This window comes from Streptomyces sp. NPDC015127, assembly GCF_043080095.1.
Lineage (GTDB): Bacteria > Actinomycetota > Actinomycetes > Streptomycetales > Streptomycetaceae > Streptomyces.
The window spans coordinates 1-16,260 of the sequence record NZ_JBIBVE010000044.1; the positions used below are offsets into that span (position 1 = coordinate 1).

Here is a 16,260-nt window from a genome sequence, read left to right on the forward strand (position 1 = left end):
ACAGAAACGGGCTGATACACAACGCTCCCTGTCACGTAAGACCGCCTCAGCCACATTCGCCCCAGCAATCCCAAGTCAATTCACCCCACAAAGCCCCTCCAAGCACTTCTGTCGGGACAAAACGCTCTTTGAAAGAGCGTTTTGTCCCGGCGAGGGCGTTCGGTAAGTCCCGGCAGGTCGGGGGTTACGTAGCGGCTGTGCGCGTGACCGTGTGAGGATGCGCTCGTGGATTGCGATGTGTGGCGGGGCGATGTGGCGATGGCCGGTGCCCTCGACTGCGGGTCAGGGGGAAATCTGTCCTGCTCTTGGTGCTACGCCGCCACGCATGGGTGGTGAGTGGTTCGAGATCGCACGACCGCCGTACCCTGCCGGTGGAGACGCGCTGGGAGAGGGCTGTTGCGGACGGCCTTCCTGCTGACATTTCCCACGCCTTCGGAGTCTTCGACAGGACTCTGTGTGGGATCCAGGTGGTCGGCATGTCGCCGTCTGGCCACTGGTGGTTGCCGGAGCGGCAGCATGGCTGCAGCGCCTGCCGTGAAGCGGCGGTGGTCATCGATGAGCGTTGGCCGCAGGCGATGCGGGGCGAAGATGCCCCGGGTGACCGTGGCTCGACCGGCGCCCGGATAGGCGGTGCCCGAGTTCCGCCTGCGCCGAATGGCGGCTACGAGCACTTCCAGCTCGGTGTGGATTCTCGGGTGAGTCGCCGACTCATGAGATTGATCATCGCGACGTGGATTATGGCCTCGGAGCGGTGCGGGTGGGCCTCGTAGTCGCGGGCCAGGCGGCGGTGGTTCATCAGCCAGCCGAAGGTCCACTCGACAACCCAACGTCGGGGAATCACTTGGAACCCTTGGCGCCGGGGTCGCGTTGGACAACTTCTAGGTCAGCGTCGGGTCGGTGACCGGTCGGGCGTGGACGGGCTCCAGCTTGACCAGGTCCGAGAGCTTCTCGGACCAACTGCCCTTGTCCTGGCCGAGAGCGACCTCGGCCAGCCGCAGGAGCTGGATGTCGGAGGTGCCCGCGGGGGCGAAGATGTGGTGCGCGTCGCGGAGATAGCGCTCGATCGGACGGTCCGTGAACAGACCGGCGGCCGCGTGGATCTCCATCGCGTTGCGGCCGGAGTCGATCGCCGACTCCACGTTGACCAGCTTGGCGTTCATCAGCTCCGCGTCGCAGGACAGGCCCTGGTCGAGCAGGTGCACCGCGTGGTACGCGGCGAGCCGGGCCGTCATCAGCCGGGACTGCATCTGACCCAGCTTCAGCTTGACGGTCGGCAGGTTGTGCAGCGGCTTGCCGTAGCGGTGGCGTTCCGCGCAGAACCGGGTCGTCTCCTCCAGGATCGCCTGGTGGATGCCGAGCGAGACGGCGGTGAGGTTGGCCCGGCCGTACAGCACGCTCGAGGAGTACGCGACGGACAGGCCGTCGCCCTCGTTGCCGAGCCGGTTGGACGCCGGAACCCGGCAGTTCTCGAAGATGAGCTCGCCGAAGCTGAAGCCGTGCAGACCCATGGCCGGTTGCTGCGGGCCGAGCCGGAAGCCCGGGAGGTCGGACTCGACGAGGAAGGCCGAGAGCCCCTTCGACCCGGGGCCGGTCCGGACGACCACACCGTGCAGATCACCCACGTGGCTGTTGCCGACGAAGACCTTACTGCCATTGAGGATGTAGTCGTCGCCGTCGCGGACCGCGCTCGCTGTCATGCCGAGGACATGCCCGCCCGACTCTGGCTCGGTGACCGCGATGGTCGGCAGGCACTCACCGGCCGCGATGGCCGGAAGCCACGTCTTGCGCTGTTCGTCGCTGCCGAAGTGCACGATCTTGGCGGTGCCGAGCTGGGAGGCCTGGATCATGGCGCCCATCGCGCCGCTGACCCGGGAGAGCTCCTCGATGATGATGGTTTTGGCCAGATGGCCGGCGCCCATGCCGCCGTACTCCTGGCTGATAGTGGCCCCGAGCCAGCCCTGCTCGCAGATCAGCCGGGACAGTTCGTGGTGCACCGACCGGGAGGCTTCCATCTCGGCTATGCGTGGCCGGGCCTCACTCTCCGCGAAGTTCCGGACCGTTTCCCTGAGCTGATGATGAAGCCGACTGCTGAAGTAACTGTCCATACGGGTACATCCCCTGTGAAACGCCTGCTCGTTTGTTGTCCGAGCAGGAGGTGCGGCAGTGGTCCTGGCCCGAACAGGCTGACACTTCATGATGTTGATCTTTCCGGGGCGGAGCGATATTGCCACTTGAATCTGACTCAGGTGCACGCGCCGGAAGGGTGCCATTGGCAGAGATTGATCCAGTCCCAATGGTTACAGTGCAGATTTATTTACGCGCTTAAAGTAATCACTGGCGCCGACGGATGCCATGAGTAATCGATGCCTAGGATTCGAGACGAGCATCGACTATCGGGTGGGCATTTCCTTGTGGGTCGGTGTGTGATAGTTGAGAGGTCTCCTTGCTGGTGCGTGGCATCGCCCTTACGTGGCGATCATGATCAGTCGGGGCGGTTCCCGCTTTCTGTTGTTTAAGCGTCCTGTAAATGATCTTTGACTTGCAGGATGGCAGTTGCGAGGTGGCGGCCGTCGGTGTCGACGATTTCCAGCTGCCACCCCGGCGGGCTGGTGACAGCGGTGACATCCGCGAGCGGGTACGCGGGCTGGGATGGTGGGGTGCTGGTGAGGTTACGCAGGAAGTACCGCTGTGTAGAGGCGGGGGTGGAGCCGGCAGCGGTCAGGGCGCGTGCGGTGACAGCACGGTGCTGAACTGACAGTCTCGGGATGCCGGATGCGGTGACCGGGCCGGTGCACGCATACAGCAGCCGGCCGCCCATACGGGCCCGGGCGAGCGCGATGAGCGCGGCGATCACCTCGAAGTCCTCACGGCCGTGCGGCCCCACGATCAAACCCGCATCATCCGCAGCCTCCCCCTGGCAGCGCACGGCCCCCGCCACCTCGCCGTTTCCTCGCACGCGACGAGCGCTTCTGTCCCGTGCGGGCTTCCACCAGGTGTGAAGGCTTCGTGTGCCAGCTGCTGGCCGGGCAGCCGTCGGCGTCGACAAGCTCCAGCACCGCCGGCTGATCATCTGTGGTCATCGGGCTGGCAGTTAGCCCAGCCCTCTTCCAGCTGCCGACTCAAACAGGACGCTCATGCGGCCCGCACTCTTTCCTCCAAAGGCCAAAGCACCATCCGTGGTTGGTTATGGAACAGGGCGGTCTGGCCCGCTGGCGCTCAGGGGTGGCCGGTGTAGAAGTGGGTCAACCTCAGTGGACCCTGCGGCCATGTGCAGAGCAAGGGTGGCATCCATGGTCCGGCCGGTCTTCGGCGGGGGCAGCCAGGACCGCGGTCACCTCACAGACACCGCGGTCGGCGAGAGGCCAGGCACTGCTCCAGAAGGAGGCGTGAGCTGGTGCCACTTGGGCGCGCTGGTCTTGGGTCGTCCAGCGACGGCGCCCTGGAATCCGGCCGCGATCTTCGCGAGAGCGGTGTGCATGCGCGGACACACCAGCACTGCCCGTGCGCGCTGGGCCAGCGGAGTCTGCCACCTGTGGCCACTCTCCCAGGTGATGATCACTACGACCTGTTCGACGAAGGCATGAGCAGGCCAGGGGTTGGATACGCTGGCCGGGCCACCTTATGGAGGACACCGTGACCGCCGAGCTTCCTGACTGGATGCTTCCCCCGCGTGAGAGCGGCTGGGAAGCAGACGACCTTGATCGCCTGACCGAGGCGCCTCGTCACACCGAACTCATCGACGGGGCGCTGATCTTCATGATGTTCCCCGCAGCGGTCATGGCATTCCCGGCTCGTGGAGAACCTGACATTCGCCCTCCGGCAGGCAGTCTCCGAAGGTATGGAGGTCGAGCGAGAAATGACCATTCGTCTGGACAAAAAGAGCCGGCCGGAGCCGGATATTCTGGTCGCCACCGTGGACTACGACCCTGACCGCACCCGCTTCCTGCCCGAAGAGGTCGCTCTCGTGGTGGAAGTCGTCTCCGCCGAGTCTGCAGATCGTGATCGGGGAATCAAGCCGTTCAAGTACGCGCAGGCCGGCATTCCGCACTTCTGGCGTGTCGAGGACGAGCAGGGAGCGCCTGTCGTGCACGTGCGCTCCTACGTCCCAACGGGGATTCATCGCACGCGGCTCAAAGTTACCGTGCCGTTCAGCGCGGAAATCGGCCTGGCAGACCTGGCTCCCTGAACTTCCTTCATCCTGGGGAAAGGACGATGGGTTCAAAAATTCTGAAGGGTTCTCCGTGGGCGGGGCCAGGGGAGAGGCGTAGGACGTGGCTCAGGTCTTTGGGTCACCGAACTTTGCGTCTGCGGGGCGGTGATGGTGGCAGTGCAGCGCGGTGCGGCCTGCAAGCCGGGCTTGAAACAGACCGGTGAGCCTTTGGGTGGCGCCGTTGATGGCCTGGGCGTCACTGGGATAGCTGAAAGATCAACCAGAGCGCGGTCCGGGCCGGGGGAGTTGAGTGCTTCCATCAGCGGTATCGGGGGTGCTTGCCCGGGCCTGTCGGGCCAGACGCGCGAGAGCGGGTTCCGGGAGACGGCAATGCGCGGCGCTCAGCAGGTGAGTGTGGGAAGCATCCAGCGGGCGCAGAACCCGATTGTGGCGGCCGTCCGTGGCCGTTGCCGAGGCGTTGGGGTACTGCCGTCACACATGATGCGGAACCAGAGACGCATGTCGTCGGGCAGGCCGGTGACCTGCTGGCCGGTCCAAGCAGTCACCGCGGGCACACGGCCGTCCTTGAGTAGGCCTGCCTCGCTGAAATCGTCCAGAACACGCTGAATGGGCAGGTTCACCTCGGACACGACACCTCACCTGTTTCGGGCGCACGGACATCGACCAGGAAGCGCCCCGACGGCCAACGGCATGCCTGCCACCCCCGGTTCATCGGAGAAGCGCATGAGCCAGGAACATCGCTGCTGTCAGGAATCCCGGCCATGCTCCGGAAATCCCCACCGGTCGTGTGAACGTGCACTGGCCTGCGCGCACGGCCCATCAGCGTTGTTCTTACTCCGCACCCCCTCGCTTACCGGACTCGCCAGTGAACACCCGAACCCACGCCGCCTCATCGCGCGGCAGCATGCACCACTGGCCGGCCGCCGCCACAACCGCGGCTCCCTGTCCACGTACTTCGCGCTTGCATAATCGCGATCCTGATGATGATGGGCCTGCTCGTCGATGGTGGCGGCGCGCTGAACGTGGCCAACCGGGCCACATCGCTCGCCCAGGAAGCAGCCCGTACCGCAGGCCAGCGGCTCGACCCGGCCTCGGCGATAGAGGGGCCATCACGATCGCCCCAGACGCTGCCGGTGGCATGGGGGCGGCCCAGGACTACCTCGCCGCCGCGGGCGTTCGGGGCAGTGTCGAGATCACCGACGGCGGGCAGAGCCTCACCGTCACGGTGGACGACCATTACGACACTTTCATCGCGCAGTTCGTGAGATGCCTGGTTGTGCTTACCTGCATCGGCTGGGCGGGCTGGGCTGCCCACCACGCCGCAGGCGATATCGCCGCCCTGCGCCAAGCCGCAGCCCGCCTCGACCGCATCAACGAACATCTCCTCGGCGGTCGACATGGAAGCAGACCGCCGAACTTCCTCAGAAACCTGCTGCCACGCCCCGCCCCAACCCGGCCCGCTGACGGCCACAAGGGACACGACGCCACGCACACGACTGAAGGAATCTCAACGAACAAGTTCAGCCACCTATGTGACAGGCGGGATGAGCAGGGCCTGCGTGTGCAGCTGTCCTTCGGACCGCTTCCTGAGCTAGTAGTAGTCCCAGGAAGGCCCGGGACGCATCATTGCGGTCTGGGCGCGGCCAGGCAGAAGATGTGCCCCAGGCGCTGGTTGAAGCGCCTGGGCCGGTGACTGTGGTGTGGCTGCCTGGAGGCCCGCCCACGGGGCCAGCTCGGCGTGCGAGGCGAGACGCCCGCGTCCTTGTAGCCGACAAGTCACCGGCGACGCATGAACACGGCCACCGAGGTCCGCCATGCTGGCATGGATGGATGATCTCGGCCCGTTCGTCGGAAGTACGACTCGATCCTCGCTGCTGGGCATCGGTTAACCACGCAGCCAGACCAGCGATCCGATGCCCGAAAGAAACGCCCTCGCTCCGCCGTGATGTTCATCTCGTCTCTGAGGTCTTCCAAGGAGGAAGACCTCAGAGACCGATTCCTGCCCCGGGTGTCAAATATGTGAACCACGATTCGCCGTGGTTTGATTTCTGCTACCGCAAGTTACCCGCAGACAATGTAGGCCTTAATAGCCCAGTCTGCGGAAATCCCATCCTGGTCCTCTGCGGCGTGCACTTCAACTGTTCCGGTCTTTCCGTCAGCCTTCAATGAGGGGGCGATGCTAACGATATGGACATTATGGGGAACGTGAAAGTCTTGCCCCCAGGTAATTTTGCCTCCTGACGAGTATATGCTCTTACCTGCAGGGCATTCAGCAGTAACCCATTTATTTTGCGCTGAATTCATCCCGCCCATAGCGGTGACGACTTGCTGGGATTGCTCTGAGGCACCGGCGTTCCCTGAAAGCCCAAAAAGAGAAAGGGCTGCCACAAGCGAAAGGAGGGCCGCGACGAGCGGATTATTCTTTGCATAAGAAATCATGAGTGCTCCGTTTCATTCAACTGATCGAGCCGTACCGCCGATCTAGAGAAGCAGATTAAGCGAAGCGTCATCCAGCTCGGAGAGTAGTCAGTACTCAGAGTTAATCGATGAAAGGCAAGCGTGGTTCTTCCTTTACTAACATCGATCTTTCGTCACCGTCCGCCAGATCACTGGCGGACCGTTACGGTTTGTTCGGAGGGCATGACGATGTCCCGGCTGCCCTGTCAGGCCTGTCAGGCGGACGCCGGGTTCCACGGTTCCGTCGGAGTGCTGCTGTGACAAATCTGCTGTTGATCACTGAGTAAGCGGTGTCTCCATCCAGGACGGGGCGGGCCGCCGACCTGGAAGAAGTCCTCCGATGATGGCGTTCGTCGACCACGGCACGGGCGGATCCGGGGAGCCGGTGGCCGCGCTGCTGCGGCCTGGGAACGCGGGCTCCCACGCTGCAGGCGATCACATCAAGGCAGCCCGAATCGCCCTGGTAGAGCTGCAGCTGCTGAACAGGCGCGTCTTACGGCCACGACGACAACGACCCAGCCCCCGCCCGCTCCCGCATCACCGGACCTACGCAGAGCTGGTCGGCCGGCCGCTGGACGGCCTGCTGCTGGACATCCACTGGGGGCGGACCGAGGAAGTCGACGACGGCGTGGCCCTGTTCACCGAGCTCTTCCGGTGGCCCCGGCGGCCGCGCCCTGTACGACTCCAGGCCCCGGTGAACCCTGTGCACAGGGGCCTGGAGTCGTGTGCCGCTTCTGTTACTCCGGCGATACGCCTCAGCTGCGCGATCGGAAACTATCCACAGACCAACGGTTACGGTCGGTGTCCGCTTCGGGGTGTGAGGTGCGCCAGGACGCAAACCGGATGGGGTTCCTGGCTGGCCGGCCGCTCCTGCCGAAGGCCGAAGGCCGCGTCTCTCGCTCCGCATACCGCGCCGGGTAGCAGCGCCCCACCTTCCGCATCAGCGGCCTGGGCTGTCCCGGTCATCGCCCGGCTGGTGGCCGCCGACGAGGAGGACACCGTACGCGATGTCATCCACCGCTTCAACGAGATCGGCCTGGCCTGCCTGGACACTCAGTGGACGGGAGGCCGTCCTCGCCTGCTCAGCGATGACGAGGAGGACTTAGACAGCAGCAGATGGCGGCGGCGAGGCCGAGGAACGCCAGGTAGTTGCGGGGATGTCGTTTGTAGCGGTGGTTGAGTCGGCGGTAGTCGGTCAGCCAGGACATCGCCCGTTCGATGACCATCTGCGGCGGCCGAGGCGTTCGCTGGACTCGATGCCTTTGCGTGCGATGCGGGCGCCGATGCGTTTGCCGGGTAACCATCTCCGCAGGTGGGGGACGTCGTAGGCCTTGTCGGCGTGCAGGCGTGGGGTTTGAAGTGGCGGCCGCGGTGGGGGTCGTGTCTCGTTTGGTGACCGGCGACCATGGGCTTCAGTGTGAGGCTGTTGTGGACGTTTGCCGCGGAGACGCCGACGACGAGGGGCAGTCCGTTCGCGTCCGACAGGACGTGCATCGTGGAACCCGGTTTGCCCCGGTCCACGGGGCTCGGACCTGTGTGTTCGCCCCCTTGTTCGCCCTGACCTGGGCGGAGTCGAGGACGATGCGGGAGACGTCGATCAGGCCGGCGTCGTCGAGCCGGTGAAGGACCGCTTCGTGGAGCCGGCACCAGACGCCGGCCCTGGACCAGATGATGAACCGGCGATGCGCGGTCGACTTCGATATCCCGAAGCACGGCGGCAACGCCCGCCAGGCACAGCCGCTGACCAGCACATAGATGATCGCCGCGAACAGCGTCTCATCACGCGTGTCCTGCGTCCCACCGCCTGCGGGCGCGTCTGCGACGGTGGGATCAACGGCTTCGCGATCTCCCACAGCCCGTCCGGAACGATCCAACTCCACGTGCCCCGCCCCATGACAAGCCCAACGTCCGCCTCACCACATAGGACACGGTCTTAACAGTCCCGACAAGCACGTGAAGCTTCTGGCCGATACAGATGATCTTGGCGGGACCGTCTGCAAGGGGCCTTCTGTGCAGCCTCCCCTGTCAGCAGCCTCCGCACTGCAGCCAGGCCGGAGGGAGCCCAGTACGTTGAGCATGGCTTGCTCATTGCCGCATCCGGCCGAATACATACGGTTAACCCGAAAGTGAAATTGTTGCTCGCGGCGCGCGGCGTATTGATAGACGTTCATCTTGCCGTCGATGCAATATCTGCTCATGTCGGAAGGTTAGTCATCATGCCTCTCAAGAAGCGCCTGGCTGCTGCCGCAGCCCTTGCTCCGGCCCTTGTTCTTTCAGCTGCCGGTGCTGCCCTGGCGGTGGACCCTGACTCCGTAAGTCCCAGCGAGAGCGGCAGCTGCACCTCAGTTGCCACGTACAACGGTCATGGATACGCCAACTGCCAGTACACCTACTCCTATTTCGGATTCGCTACCGGTTCGAGTTATGCAGATGCAACGGCAACAGCAACGGCAAATGTTAGCGCCAAGGCCAACGCGCAGACCGCAGGTCACAGCGCCGTCGGTTTCATCAACGATCATCTAGACGGAGGCGCTCCAGAGGGCGCTAAGGGTGGCCCTTGCAACAGGTACATCGTTTCATCTTCCGTGTATTCATGGGACTACCGGACGAGCCCGTCATCTGCTGCAAGCCATTCTTGGGATCCTGTAGCGGATGCTGATAAGCCGTATGGCGCCTGGAAGACTGAAACCTGGCGGGTGAGCTGCACTGTCAGCTGGTAGACCGGCTGCTTGACGCCGCGGCATGCCCCGGTACCGATTCCGGGGCAGGTCGTTGACCGGCGCTGACGGCGCCTGCCGGGGCGCCGCGACCGGGGGCGGGCAGAGTCGATGACAGAGGCAGCGTCCCCGGAGGTGCGGGCCCGCGCAGCGGCGGATCGTGAGCACGATCACGAAAAGCGCCTCACCCTCGTCATGGCACCCCACATGGAGGGCTCGTGGGGATGGGTGCGTGACCCGCTCACCGAGCAGGAGCGCGTGGACTGGCTGGCCGCGCTGGACTCCACCGTCGTGCGGGCCATCAGCACACCGCGATCAAAGGGGGCTTGAGGAACGAGGAATCGGGCGCTCCCGCGGCGGGCTGACCAGCAAGATCCACCTGACCTGCGACGGGGGCGACCGCTGTCCTTCACCGTCACAGCCAGTACCCGCAACGGCTGCACGCAGGCCGAGGCGGTCACCGACCGCATCCGCGTCACCCGGCCCGGGCCGGCCTCGCATCCGGCCCGATCAGGCGGTGGCGGACAAGAGCTGCTCGGCCCGCTGCTCCGCGCCTACCTGCCAGACGCGGAATCAAGGCAGCCATCCCCGGAACGCGCGGCCACTCCCGGCCCGACGCCGACGCCGTGAACGGCCATACAGCTTCGACAAGGCCGTCTACCGCACCCGCAACGACGTCGAAGGCTGCTTCCACCGCCCCAAGCAGCCGCGCGGCATCGCCACCCGTTACGAGACACAGCCCGGCCGCTGCCTCACCGCCATCACCCTGCCCAGCACACTCATCTGGCTCGACCCAGACCGCCAATACGCTACCTGGCCCGTCGGCACGTCGACGAGTGCTTTGGCGCTCATCCGGAAACGGACGGAGCTACCAAGGCGGACTCCCAGTCACAACGATGGCTGGACAACCTCATCAGGAGGTGATGGAGACGTTGTATTGCCGCATCCAGCTGTCGATAGACAGGAGCCGGGCTATTCGCTGGGCCGGGGTTATGGCTTGCGGGCCGAGCTCGGGGTGGTTGACGGTTTTCCATGTCGCTTCGGGGTCGAGGATGTCTCGGAGGGGCGATTCGGGATCGTGGAGCAGTGTCTTCAATTTGGCGGCCCGCTGTTGCTGATCTGTTCGAGTGGAGTGCACTGGGTAGGCAGACTTCTGCCGCGCCACGATGTCGGCGGGGAGGAGGTCGGATACGGCTGAGCGGAGCAGAGCCTTGGGCTGCCCTAGGGCGGATTTGATGCTCCAGGGGACGTTCCAGACGTATTCCACGAGCCGGTGGTCGCAGAAGGGGACGCGGACTTCCAGGCCGGTTGCCATGCTCATCCGGTCCTTCCGGTCGAGCAGGACGGGCATGGACCAGGTGAGGTCGATGTGGCGAAGTGCCCGGGCGGCGGCTTCCTCGGGCGGCTCGCCGGTGAGCTGGGGCACCTCGTTGAGTGCTTGGCTGAACCAGTCGAGTTCGGCCTCGCGAGGCTTGAGGGCCCGTTGCAGAGGTTCGTTGAGGCAGTCCGCCATCCGCCAACTGTTGGGCAGCCATGGGAAGGACCTGGGCATGTCTGGTGGCCGGTTGTGGTACCACGGGTAGCCGCCGAAGACTTCGTCAGCGGCTTCTCCGGACAGCGCGACGGTGTGGTTACGGCGAACTCGGTGGAACAGCAGGTATAGCGAGGCGTCGAAGCCGGCCATGGTGGGAAGATCGCGCGCGTGGAGTGCTTCGCTCTCGGCTCCGTGCAGGTCCCCCGGGTCCAGGGTGAGAGTCGTGTGCGCGGTGCCGAGGTGGGCGGCGACTTTGGCTGCTGCGGGTGCGTCTCGGCTCGGCCGCAGGAGAGTGGAGTCCTGGTCCTCGAAATCGAGGGCGTAGGTGGCCAGGGCGGAGGATGACGGGTTCGGGAGGCGTCCGGTCGCAAGGGCAGCGATGGCGCTGGAGTCGACCCCTCCCGAGAGCAGAGCGCACAGCGGCACGTCAGCGGTGAGTTGGCCGGCGACTGCTTCGGACAGGAGGCCGCGGGTGCGGGCAATGGTGGCTGCTGGCGTGTCTGTGTGCGGGGTGCTGGTGAGCTGCCAGTAGCGGGTCAGACGGATTCCCTGCCGGGTGATGCGGGCGTAGTGGCCGGGGGGCAGCTCATGCAGTCCCTTCATGGGCGTGAGGCCCGGGGGGCGTACCCATTCGTAGAAGAGCTGCAGGAGCCCTTCGGGGGTGACCTCTGCTGTGAAGTTAGGGTTGGCCAGGAGAGCCTTGGGTTCGGATCCGAAGAGCAGGCCGTTAGCGTAGGGGTAGTAGTAGAGCGGTTTTATGCCCAGCCGGTCGCGTACGAGGAGGAGTTCGTCACTGTTTGAGTCCCAGACGGCAAAGGCGAACATTCCCACCATGTGCTCGACGCACGAGGGACCCCATTGCAGATATGCGTGGAGTACCACTTCTGTGTCGGACCGGGTGCGGAATTCATGGCCGAGATGCTGGAGTTGGCCACGCAGCTCGCGGTAGTTGTATGTCTCGCCCGTGTAGATGAGGACGATGTGCCGCCCTTGGGGGGTCTGCAGGTGCATGGGCTGCACGCCGCCGTGGACGTCGATGACGGCGAGCCTGCGGTGGCCCAGCGCTGTGGTCCTGGATGTCCAGATACCCTCGGCGTCGGGGCCTCGGCGGTGCAGTGACGAGGTCATGGAGGCGATGGCGGCGTGTTCGTTCCGCAGGTCGCGCTCCCAGTCGACCCAGCCGGTGATTCCACACATTATCGTCTCCGGTGGTCCTGGGGCTCAGTACTGGACCCAAGTGGTCTTGGGGATGCTGAATGCTTGGAAGGCGTGGCGGGAGAGGTCTCGGCCGGTTCCCGAGAGCTTGAGTCCGCCGAAGGGGGTGGCAGGGCTGATGGCATCGACGGTATTGACCGAGATAGTTCCGCAGCGCAGACGTGCTGCCAGGCGGTGCGCGCGTGTCAGGTCCCGTGTCCAGACCGAGGCGGACAGGCCGTAGCAGGTGTCGTTCGCTGTCTGGAGTGCTTGTTCCTCGTCGGTGAAGGGCGTGACGCACAGAACGGGGGCGAAGATTTCCTCGCGGGCGATGCGTGCCTGCGGTGGGACGTCAGTGAAGACAGTGGGCGGGACGAAGCATCCGTCCGTGGCTGCGGCCTGGCGGCAGGTCAGGACAGTAGCTTCGCCGGTGCCAGTCGAAATCCAGGAGCGGGCAGCATCGGCATGCTCCTTTGTGATCATGGGGCCCATCTGGGTGGCGGGGTCCAGCGGGTCGCCCAGAACGATGGAGTCTGCCATGCAGGCCAGTCTTTCCAACACGTCTTCGTAGATGTCGCGCTGGACCAGGAGACGGGAGGTGGCCGAGCATATGGCTCCGCGGTTACGGAAGATCCCGTGATGTATGCCCTGGAGGACTGCGTCCAGGTCGCCGGTGTCGGCGAACACCAGCATGGGGCTCTTTCCACCGCATTCCAGGGAGATGTGTTTGAGGTTGGATTCTGCTGAGTACTGCAGGAACCGGCTGCCGACGTCCGGTGATCCGGTGAAGGACAAGGCATCAACGTCGTGATGTCTGCCCAGCGTCCCTCCAACGACTGAGCCGTCGCCGGGTATGACGCTGAGGACTCCGTCCGGGAGTCCGGCTTCGTAGGCGAGTTCCGCCAGGCGCAGTACTGAAAATGGGGCGTGTTCGTGGGGCTTGAGAATGACGCTGTTGCCGACGGCAAGGGCGGGCGCAAGCTTCCAGACGGCAATGCCGAGGGCGTAGTTCCACGGGATGACTCCGGCTACAACGCCCAGCGGTTCCCGGGTGACCAATGCCAGATGGTCAGAGGAAGCCGAGGCCACTTCTCCGGCGTCTTTGTCGAGTGTTTCTGCGAACCAGCGCAGCACGGATGCCGCGAAGGGCACCTCCGCATCGCGTGCCTCGGTGATCATTTTGCCCGTGGAGAGCGCATCGAGAAGTGCGAGATTCGCTGCGTCCGCTGTCAGCATGTCAGCCAGCCGCAGTAGGACGTCGCGACGGTAGGCCGGTTCAGTACGTGACCAGGTGCCGGCGTCGAAGGCGCGGCGCGCTGAGTCGACGGCTGCTGCTACATCGGATGCGGAGCATTCGGCGACGTCGGCCAGGCACTGCCCGGTGAAGGGATCGTGGATGGCCCTGGTCTTTCCATCCTGGACGGTGTGCAGCTGCCCTGCAAGGACGGCTTGGGCGGGCCACCTGACAGCTGCAGCCTGCGCTCTCCAGAGCGGCTGCTGCATGCGGCCCCTGTGGTGCGTCATCATGCTGCTCGTGCCGCCCCCGCGTCGGCGGTCGGCCTGTCCGCGGGTGAGGTGGTCATGGTTGCTGCGATCATTTGGTGCACGGCGGCTGTCGCGTAGCTGCCCGAGGGCAGGTTGAAGAAGACCTGCAGTTTGTGCCGACCGGGGAAGCACTCGTCAGGGCCGCGGTCAATGAGGAAGATCTTGGTCGCTGTGATGGTGGGGCGCCATGTGGCACGCATCGTCATGGCAGGGGCGTCCTGGCGCGGAAGGGCGATCGGCTCTTGAAGGGGGAATCCGGCCGGAAGACTCGCCAGGGCCTGCGGGCCGGTGAGGCCCAGACACCCCGCCAGCGGATGCCCGTCGTCGTAGAGGGGCAGCAGATGGCCCGTAGCGGCTACCGCTTGTGCCGTCTGAAGGTTCCAATCTCGGGACAGAGAGCTGGCGGCGAAGAACAGCCTCAGTCGGCTGCTGATTCTGTCGAAGGCCGCCAGGCTGTCCATGCCTGCGTCGACGTCCTGGATGAACCGGGCTTGTTCTGACGGGATCAGACCGCCGCGCGCTACAGCTTCGGAAGTGTCCTCGTGCAGCACAGCGGCCGCGCGACGGACGTCGCCCGCGAGTAGTGCGAAGCCCACATCGGCGGTTCGGTAGTTGCTCCCGGGAATACCGAACCTCTGCCGGTCGAAGTAGTTGACGACGTACTGCCTGAACTGTCCCCGGGAGCCACCGCGATGCCAGAGCCGTTCGGCGGCATCGGCGGACAGGCCACGGATGACCAACCAGAAGTCGTTTCCCAGCAGCGCTCCCTTCTCGAGGTGCCGGTCGTACCGTCCCACCGGTGCGGAGACCCTCAGCCATGTCTGAGGGCCCAGTCCGATCCGGAAGGGTTCTGTGTAATCAGCCCGCAGGGAAACGGTCTGGCGGGTGACTGCGTCTTCATCCTTGAGTCCAGCTGCCGATACATCAGCTTCCGGGATCCCGAGGTGACTGGCTATTAGGGTGAGTGCTTCAAGCGTGGTCAGCCCACACTTCTCAAGTTCTGCGTAGGAGTAGTCACCGCATGCTTCGACTGGCGGTCTGCTCACTTCCCTCACGATGAAGTCGTTGGGCTGGTGCTTCAGCACGTAATCCGCTGTTGTCGACACCCGCTACTCCTCGTTTATGCGGTGAACGGAGAAATCTCCGCGTATGCTTGGGCGGCCTCACGCACGAAGGCGTGGACCAGTTCGGGGCTGTTGCGGCCGTCAGGTCCTTCAACTCCTGTGTGGGCGTCCACGCCCGCCGGCTTCACGGTTCGGATCGCCGCGGCCACATTGCTCGGCCTTAGGCCGCCGGCCAATATCACGGGACGTTGAGAGGAGTTCACCAAGGCGCGGCTGATGGACCAGTCGTGCACCAAGCCCGTGGCTCCGCAGGCACCAGTGGCAGGGTCGTGGGTATCGGTAATGAACATGTCCACGTATGGCTCAAGTGCTGCCGCCTGCGCGCATAGAGCGTCTGGAGTCACTCCGGCCGCCACTATCAGGCTCTTGATCACGAATAGATGGGGTGAACGCCTCTTGAGCTGTTGAAGGCGTTGCCGGTCCACATCTCCGTGAAGCTGGACCCGCCACACCCCGATGCTTCGGCAGAGCTGCTCGATATCTGCAGGGTCCGTGAGGTATGTGATGACGACCGTGTGGCCGTCTGGCAGATGAGAAGCGATCTGTGCGGCAGTCGAGTCATCGACGTCTTCGCGGTGCACGGGAAGGCGCAGAGGAATTCCGACCCAGTCCACGCCGTTTTGGAGGAGAGTGTCCGCATCCTTCGCGTCGAGTACTCCGGCCACTTGCACGATTCCCATGGGGGCTCCGGCTGGGAGTTTGGTGGTGGCGCTTGTTCTTCCCAAGCGCCACCATGAGTGCCAGCGTCCACCGTCTCGAGATTATGGGGATTACTGCCTCGGCAGTTCCTCGTGTCGTTTCTCGGCGGCAGTACCACTGGCGTGTACGGCCGCTGGGGCGATCCGTACCGCTTACTTGCTCCATCTTGCCGGGCATGCCCCCGCAGGAATGAGTAATTACTACTCGGGTGACGACACGAGCGGGCGGGCTTTGGTCTCGCCTAAGCAGCGCCAGCGGCCCCCTTGCCTGACACACTCTGTCGCACTCTGAAGACTCACAGTGGCGATCAGCGGGCGAAGTGCCAATGACTGACACAATGAGGTCTAGCCCTGACACCCCGTCCGGCACTACAAATTGAGTATTCGACCTGGTGTGGGGATTTTGCCGTGGATCACGTCGGGTGACTTGTGGACCGTCTTGAGCCGCTGCTGCCACAGCGCGAGCGGCGGCCGGTACTCCGAGCCGGCGGCGCTGGACCGTTAGAGATCACCTTCAAAGCTCAGAGCCAGAGGAGAAACCGAGGCGATAGTCCCGGCGGCCTGGTAGGATTCGCGAGTCTTGTCGTTACGGGTGGACGATGCCGTGCCACTGCTTCAGCTTGTTGAAATACCGCTCAACCACGTTGCGTAGGGAGTGGATTCTCCGGTCCGGGTGGCCGGCCGCCACGCAGGTCGAGGTTCAACCACCCGAGGGCCTGGTCGACACTGAACCTCTTTCATCCTGCCCCGCGGTGGGAAATGACCTGGTGGGCAGGGGCGTGACAGGACAGGACCCCTCGTCGTTGGCGTGGTGATCTCA

The 16,260-nt window shown here is 64.5% G+C and carries 11 protein-coding genes and 5 pseudogenes; 6 read left to right on the forward strand and 10 right to left on the reverse strand.

Annotated elements, in window-relative coordinates; all coding sequences use genetic code 11:
• Window positions 1-661 precede the first annotated feature (661 nt).
• The 3 genes and pseudogenes from ACF08N_RS36430 to ACF08N_RS36440 all read right to left on the reverse strand — a co-directional run.
• A pseudogene (locus ACF08N_RS36430) lies at window positions 662-853 on the reverse strand (transposase); the annotation flags it as partial.
• Between the two features lie 25 nt (window positions 854-878).
• Entirely contained in the window at window positions 879-2,105 is a 1,227-nt protein-coding gene (locus ACF08N_RS36435) for an acyl-CoA dehydrogenase family protein (RefSeq protein WP_392329019.1), read from the reverse strand.
• Between the two features lie 407 nt (window positions 2,106-2,512).
• Window positions 2,513-2,938 carry a hypothetical protein gene (locus ACF08N_RS36440; protein ID WP_392329020.1) on the reverse strand — a complete coding sequence of 142 codons (426 nt, stop codon included), beginning with the start codon at window positions 2,936-2,938 and terminating at the stop codon, window positions 2,513-2,515.
• A gap of 683 nt (window positions 2,939-3,621) precedes the next feature.
• Between ACF08N_RS36440 and ACF08N_RS36445 the strand changes: the two are divergent.
• Window positions 3,622-4,186, forward strand: a pseudogene (locus ACF08N_RS36445) (Uma2 family endonuclease).
• 365 nt (window positions 4,187-4,551) lie between these two features.
• Here ACF08N_RS36445 and ACF08N_RS36450 read toward each other — a convergent pair.
• Complete coding sequence (locus ACF08N_RS36450) at window positions 4,552-4,800, reverse strand: hypothetical protein (RefSeq protein ID WP_392329021.1); 249 nt, start codon at window positions 4,798-4,800, stop codon at window positions 4,552-4,554.
• Between the two features lie 357 nt (window positions 4,801-5,157).
• On the opposite strand from ACF08N_RS36450, the gene ACF08N_RS36455 reads away from it, so the two are divergent.
• The gene (locus tag ACF08N_RS36455; protein WP_392329029.1) at window positions 5,158-5,436 is read left to right on the forward strand and encodes a hypothetical protein; all 279 of its coding nucleotides are present in this window, start codon (window positions 5,158-5,160) and stop codon (window positions 5,434-5,436) included.
• A 796-nt stretch (window positions 5,437-6,232) separates the two neighbouring features.
• Here ACF08N_RS36455 and ACF08N_RS36460 read toward each other — a convergent pair.
• A complete protein-coding gene (locus tag ACF08N_RS36460; RefSeq protein ID WP_392329022.1) occupies window positions 6,233-6,610 on the reverse strand; it encodes a hypothetical protein in 378 nt (125 codons plus the stop codon).
• 355 nt (window positions 6,611-6,965) lie between these two features.
• Between ACF08N_RS36460 and ACF08N_RS36465 the strand changes: the two are divergent.
• Window positions 6,966-7,100: pseudogene (locus ACF08N_RS36465) on the forward strand (IS1380 family transposase); the annotation flags it as partial.
• Between the two features lie 492 nt (window positions 7,101-7,592).
• Window positions 7,593-7,730 (forward strand): annotated as a pseudogene (locus ACF08N_RS36470) (helix-turn-helix domain-containing protein); the annotation flags it as partial.
• Here ACF08N_RS36470 and ACF08N_RS36475 read toward each other — a convergent pair.
• Window positions 7,711-8,522, reverse strand: a pseudogene (locus ACF08N_RS36475) (IS5 family transposase). The pseudogenes ACF08N_RS36470 and ACF08N_RS36475 overlap by 20 nt on opposite strands.
• A 232-nt stretch (window positions 8,523-8,754) precedes the next feature.
• Here ACF08N_RS36475 and ACF08N_RS36480 point away from each other — a divergent pair.
• Both ACF08N_RS36480 and ACF08N_RS36485 read left to right on the forward strand, forming a co-directional pair.
• Window positions 8,755-9,348, forward strand: a complete 594-nt coding sequence (locus tag ACF08N_RS36480) for a hypothetical protein (RefSeq protein WP_392329023.1) — start codon at window positions 8,755-8,757, stop codon at window positions 9,346-9,348.
• 108 nt (window positions 9,349-9,456) lie between these two features.
• Complete coding sequence (locus tag ACF08N_RS36485; RefSeq protein WP_392329024.1) at window positions 9,457-9,675, forward strand: hypothetical protein; 219 nt, start codon at window positions 9,457-9,459, stop codon at window positions 9,673-9,675.
• A 583-nt stretch (window positions 9,676-10,258) separates the two neighbouring features.
• Here ACF08N_RS36485 and asnB read toward each other — a convergent pair.
• Genes asnB through ACF08N_RS36505 form a run of 4 tightly spaced genes read right to left on the reverse strand, consistent with a single transcriptional unit; the run spans window position 10,259 to window position 15,422 of the window.
• The gene (gene asnB / locus ACF08N_RS36490) at window positions 10,259-12,076 is read right to left on the reverse strand and encodes an asparagine synthase (glutamine-hydrolyzing) (RefSeq protein ID WP_392329025.1); all 1,818 of its coding nucleotides are present in this window, start codon (window positions 12,074-12,076) and stop codon (window positions 10,259-10,261) included.
• Window positions 12,077-12,100: 24 nt separating this feature from the next.
• Window positions 12,101-13,576, reverse strand: a complete 1,476-nt coding sequence (locus tag ACF08N_RS36495; RefSeq protein ID WP_392329026.1) for an aldehyde dehydrogenase family protein — start codon at window positions 13,574-13,576, stop codon at window positions 12,101-12,103.
• Window positions 13,577-13,596: 20 nt separating this feature from the next.
• Window positions 13,597-14,724 (reverse strand): tRNA pseudouridine(13) synthase TruD, encoded by a 1,128-nt coding sequence (truD, locus tag ACF08N_RS36500; protein ID WP_392329027.1) that lies wholly within the window; start codon window positions 14,722-14,724, stop codon window positions 13,597-13,599.
• A gap of 14 nt (window positions 14,725-14,738) precedes the next feature.
• Window positions 14,739-15,422, reverse strand: coding sequence for a phosphoribosylanthranilate isomerase (locus tag ACF08N_RS36505; RefSeq protein WP_392329028.1), 684 nt, complete (start codon window positions 15,420-15,422; stop codon window positions 14,739-14,741).
• Window positions 15,423-16,260 lie beyond the last annotated feature (838 nt).

Coding starts and splice junctions, on each gene's coding strand:
- ACF08N_RS36435 (WP_392329019.1), bottom strand. CDS start 2,105: ATGGACAGTTACTTCAGCAGTCGGCTTCATCATCAGCTCAGGGAAACG.
- ACF08N_RS36455 (WP_392329029.1), top strand. CDS start 5,158: ATGGGCCTGCTCGTCGATGGTGGCGGCGCGCTGAACGTGGCCAACCGG.
- ACF08N_RS36460 (WP_392329022.1), bottom strand. CDS start 6,610: ATGATTTCTTATGCAAAGAATAATCCGCTCGTCGCGGCCCTCCTTTCG.
- ACF08N_RS36485 (WP_392329024.1), top strand. CDS start 9,457: ATGACAGAGGCAGCGTCCCCGGAGGTGCGGGCCCGCGCAGCGGCGGAT.
- asnB (WP_392329025.1), bottom strand. CDS start 12,076: ATGTGTGGAATCACCGGCTGGGTCGACTGGGAGCGCGACCTGCGGAAC.
- ACF08N_RS36495 (WP_392329026.1), bottom strand. CDS start 13,576: ATGCAGCAGCCGCTCTGGAGAGCGCAGGCTGCAGCTGTCAGGTGGCCC.
- ACF08N_RS36505 (WP_392329028.1), bottom strand. CDS start 15,422: ATGGGAATCGTGCAAGTGGCCGGAGTACTCGACGCGAAGGATGCGGAC.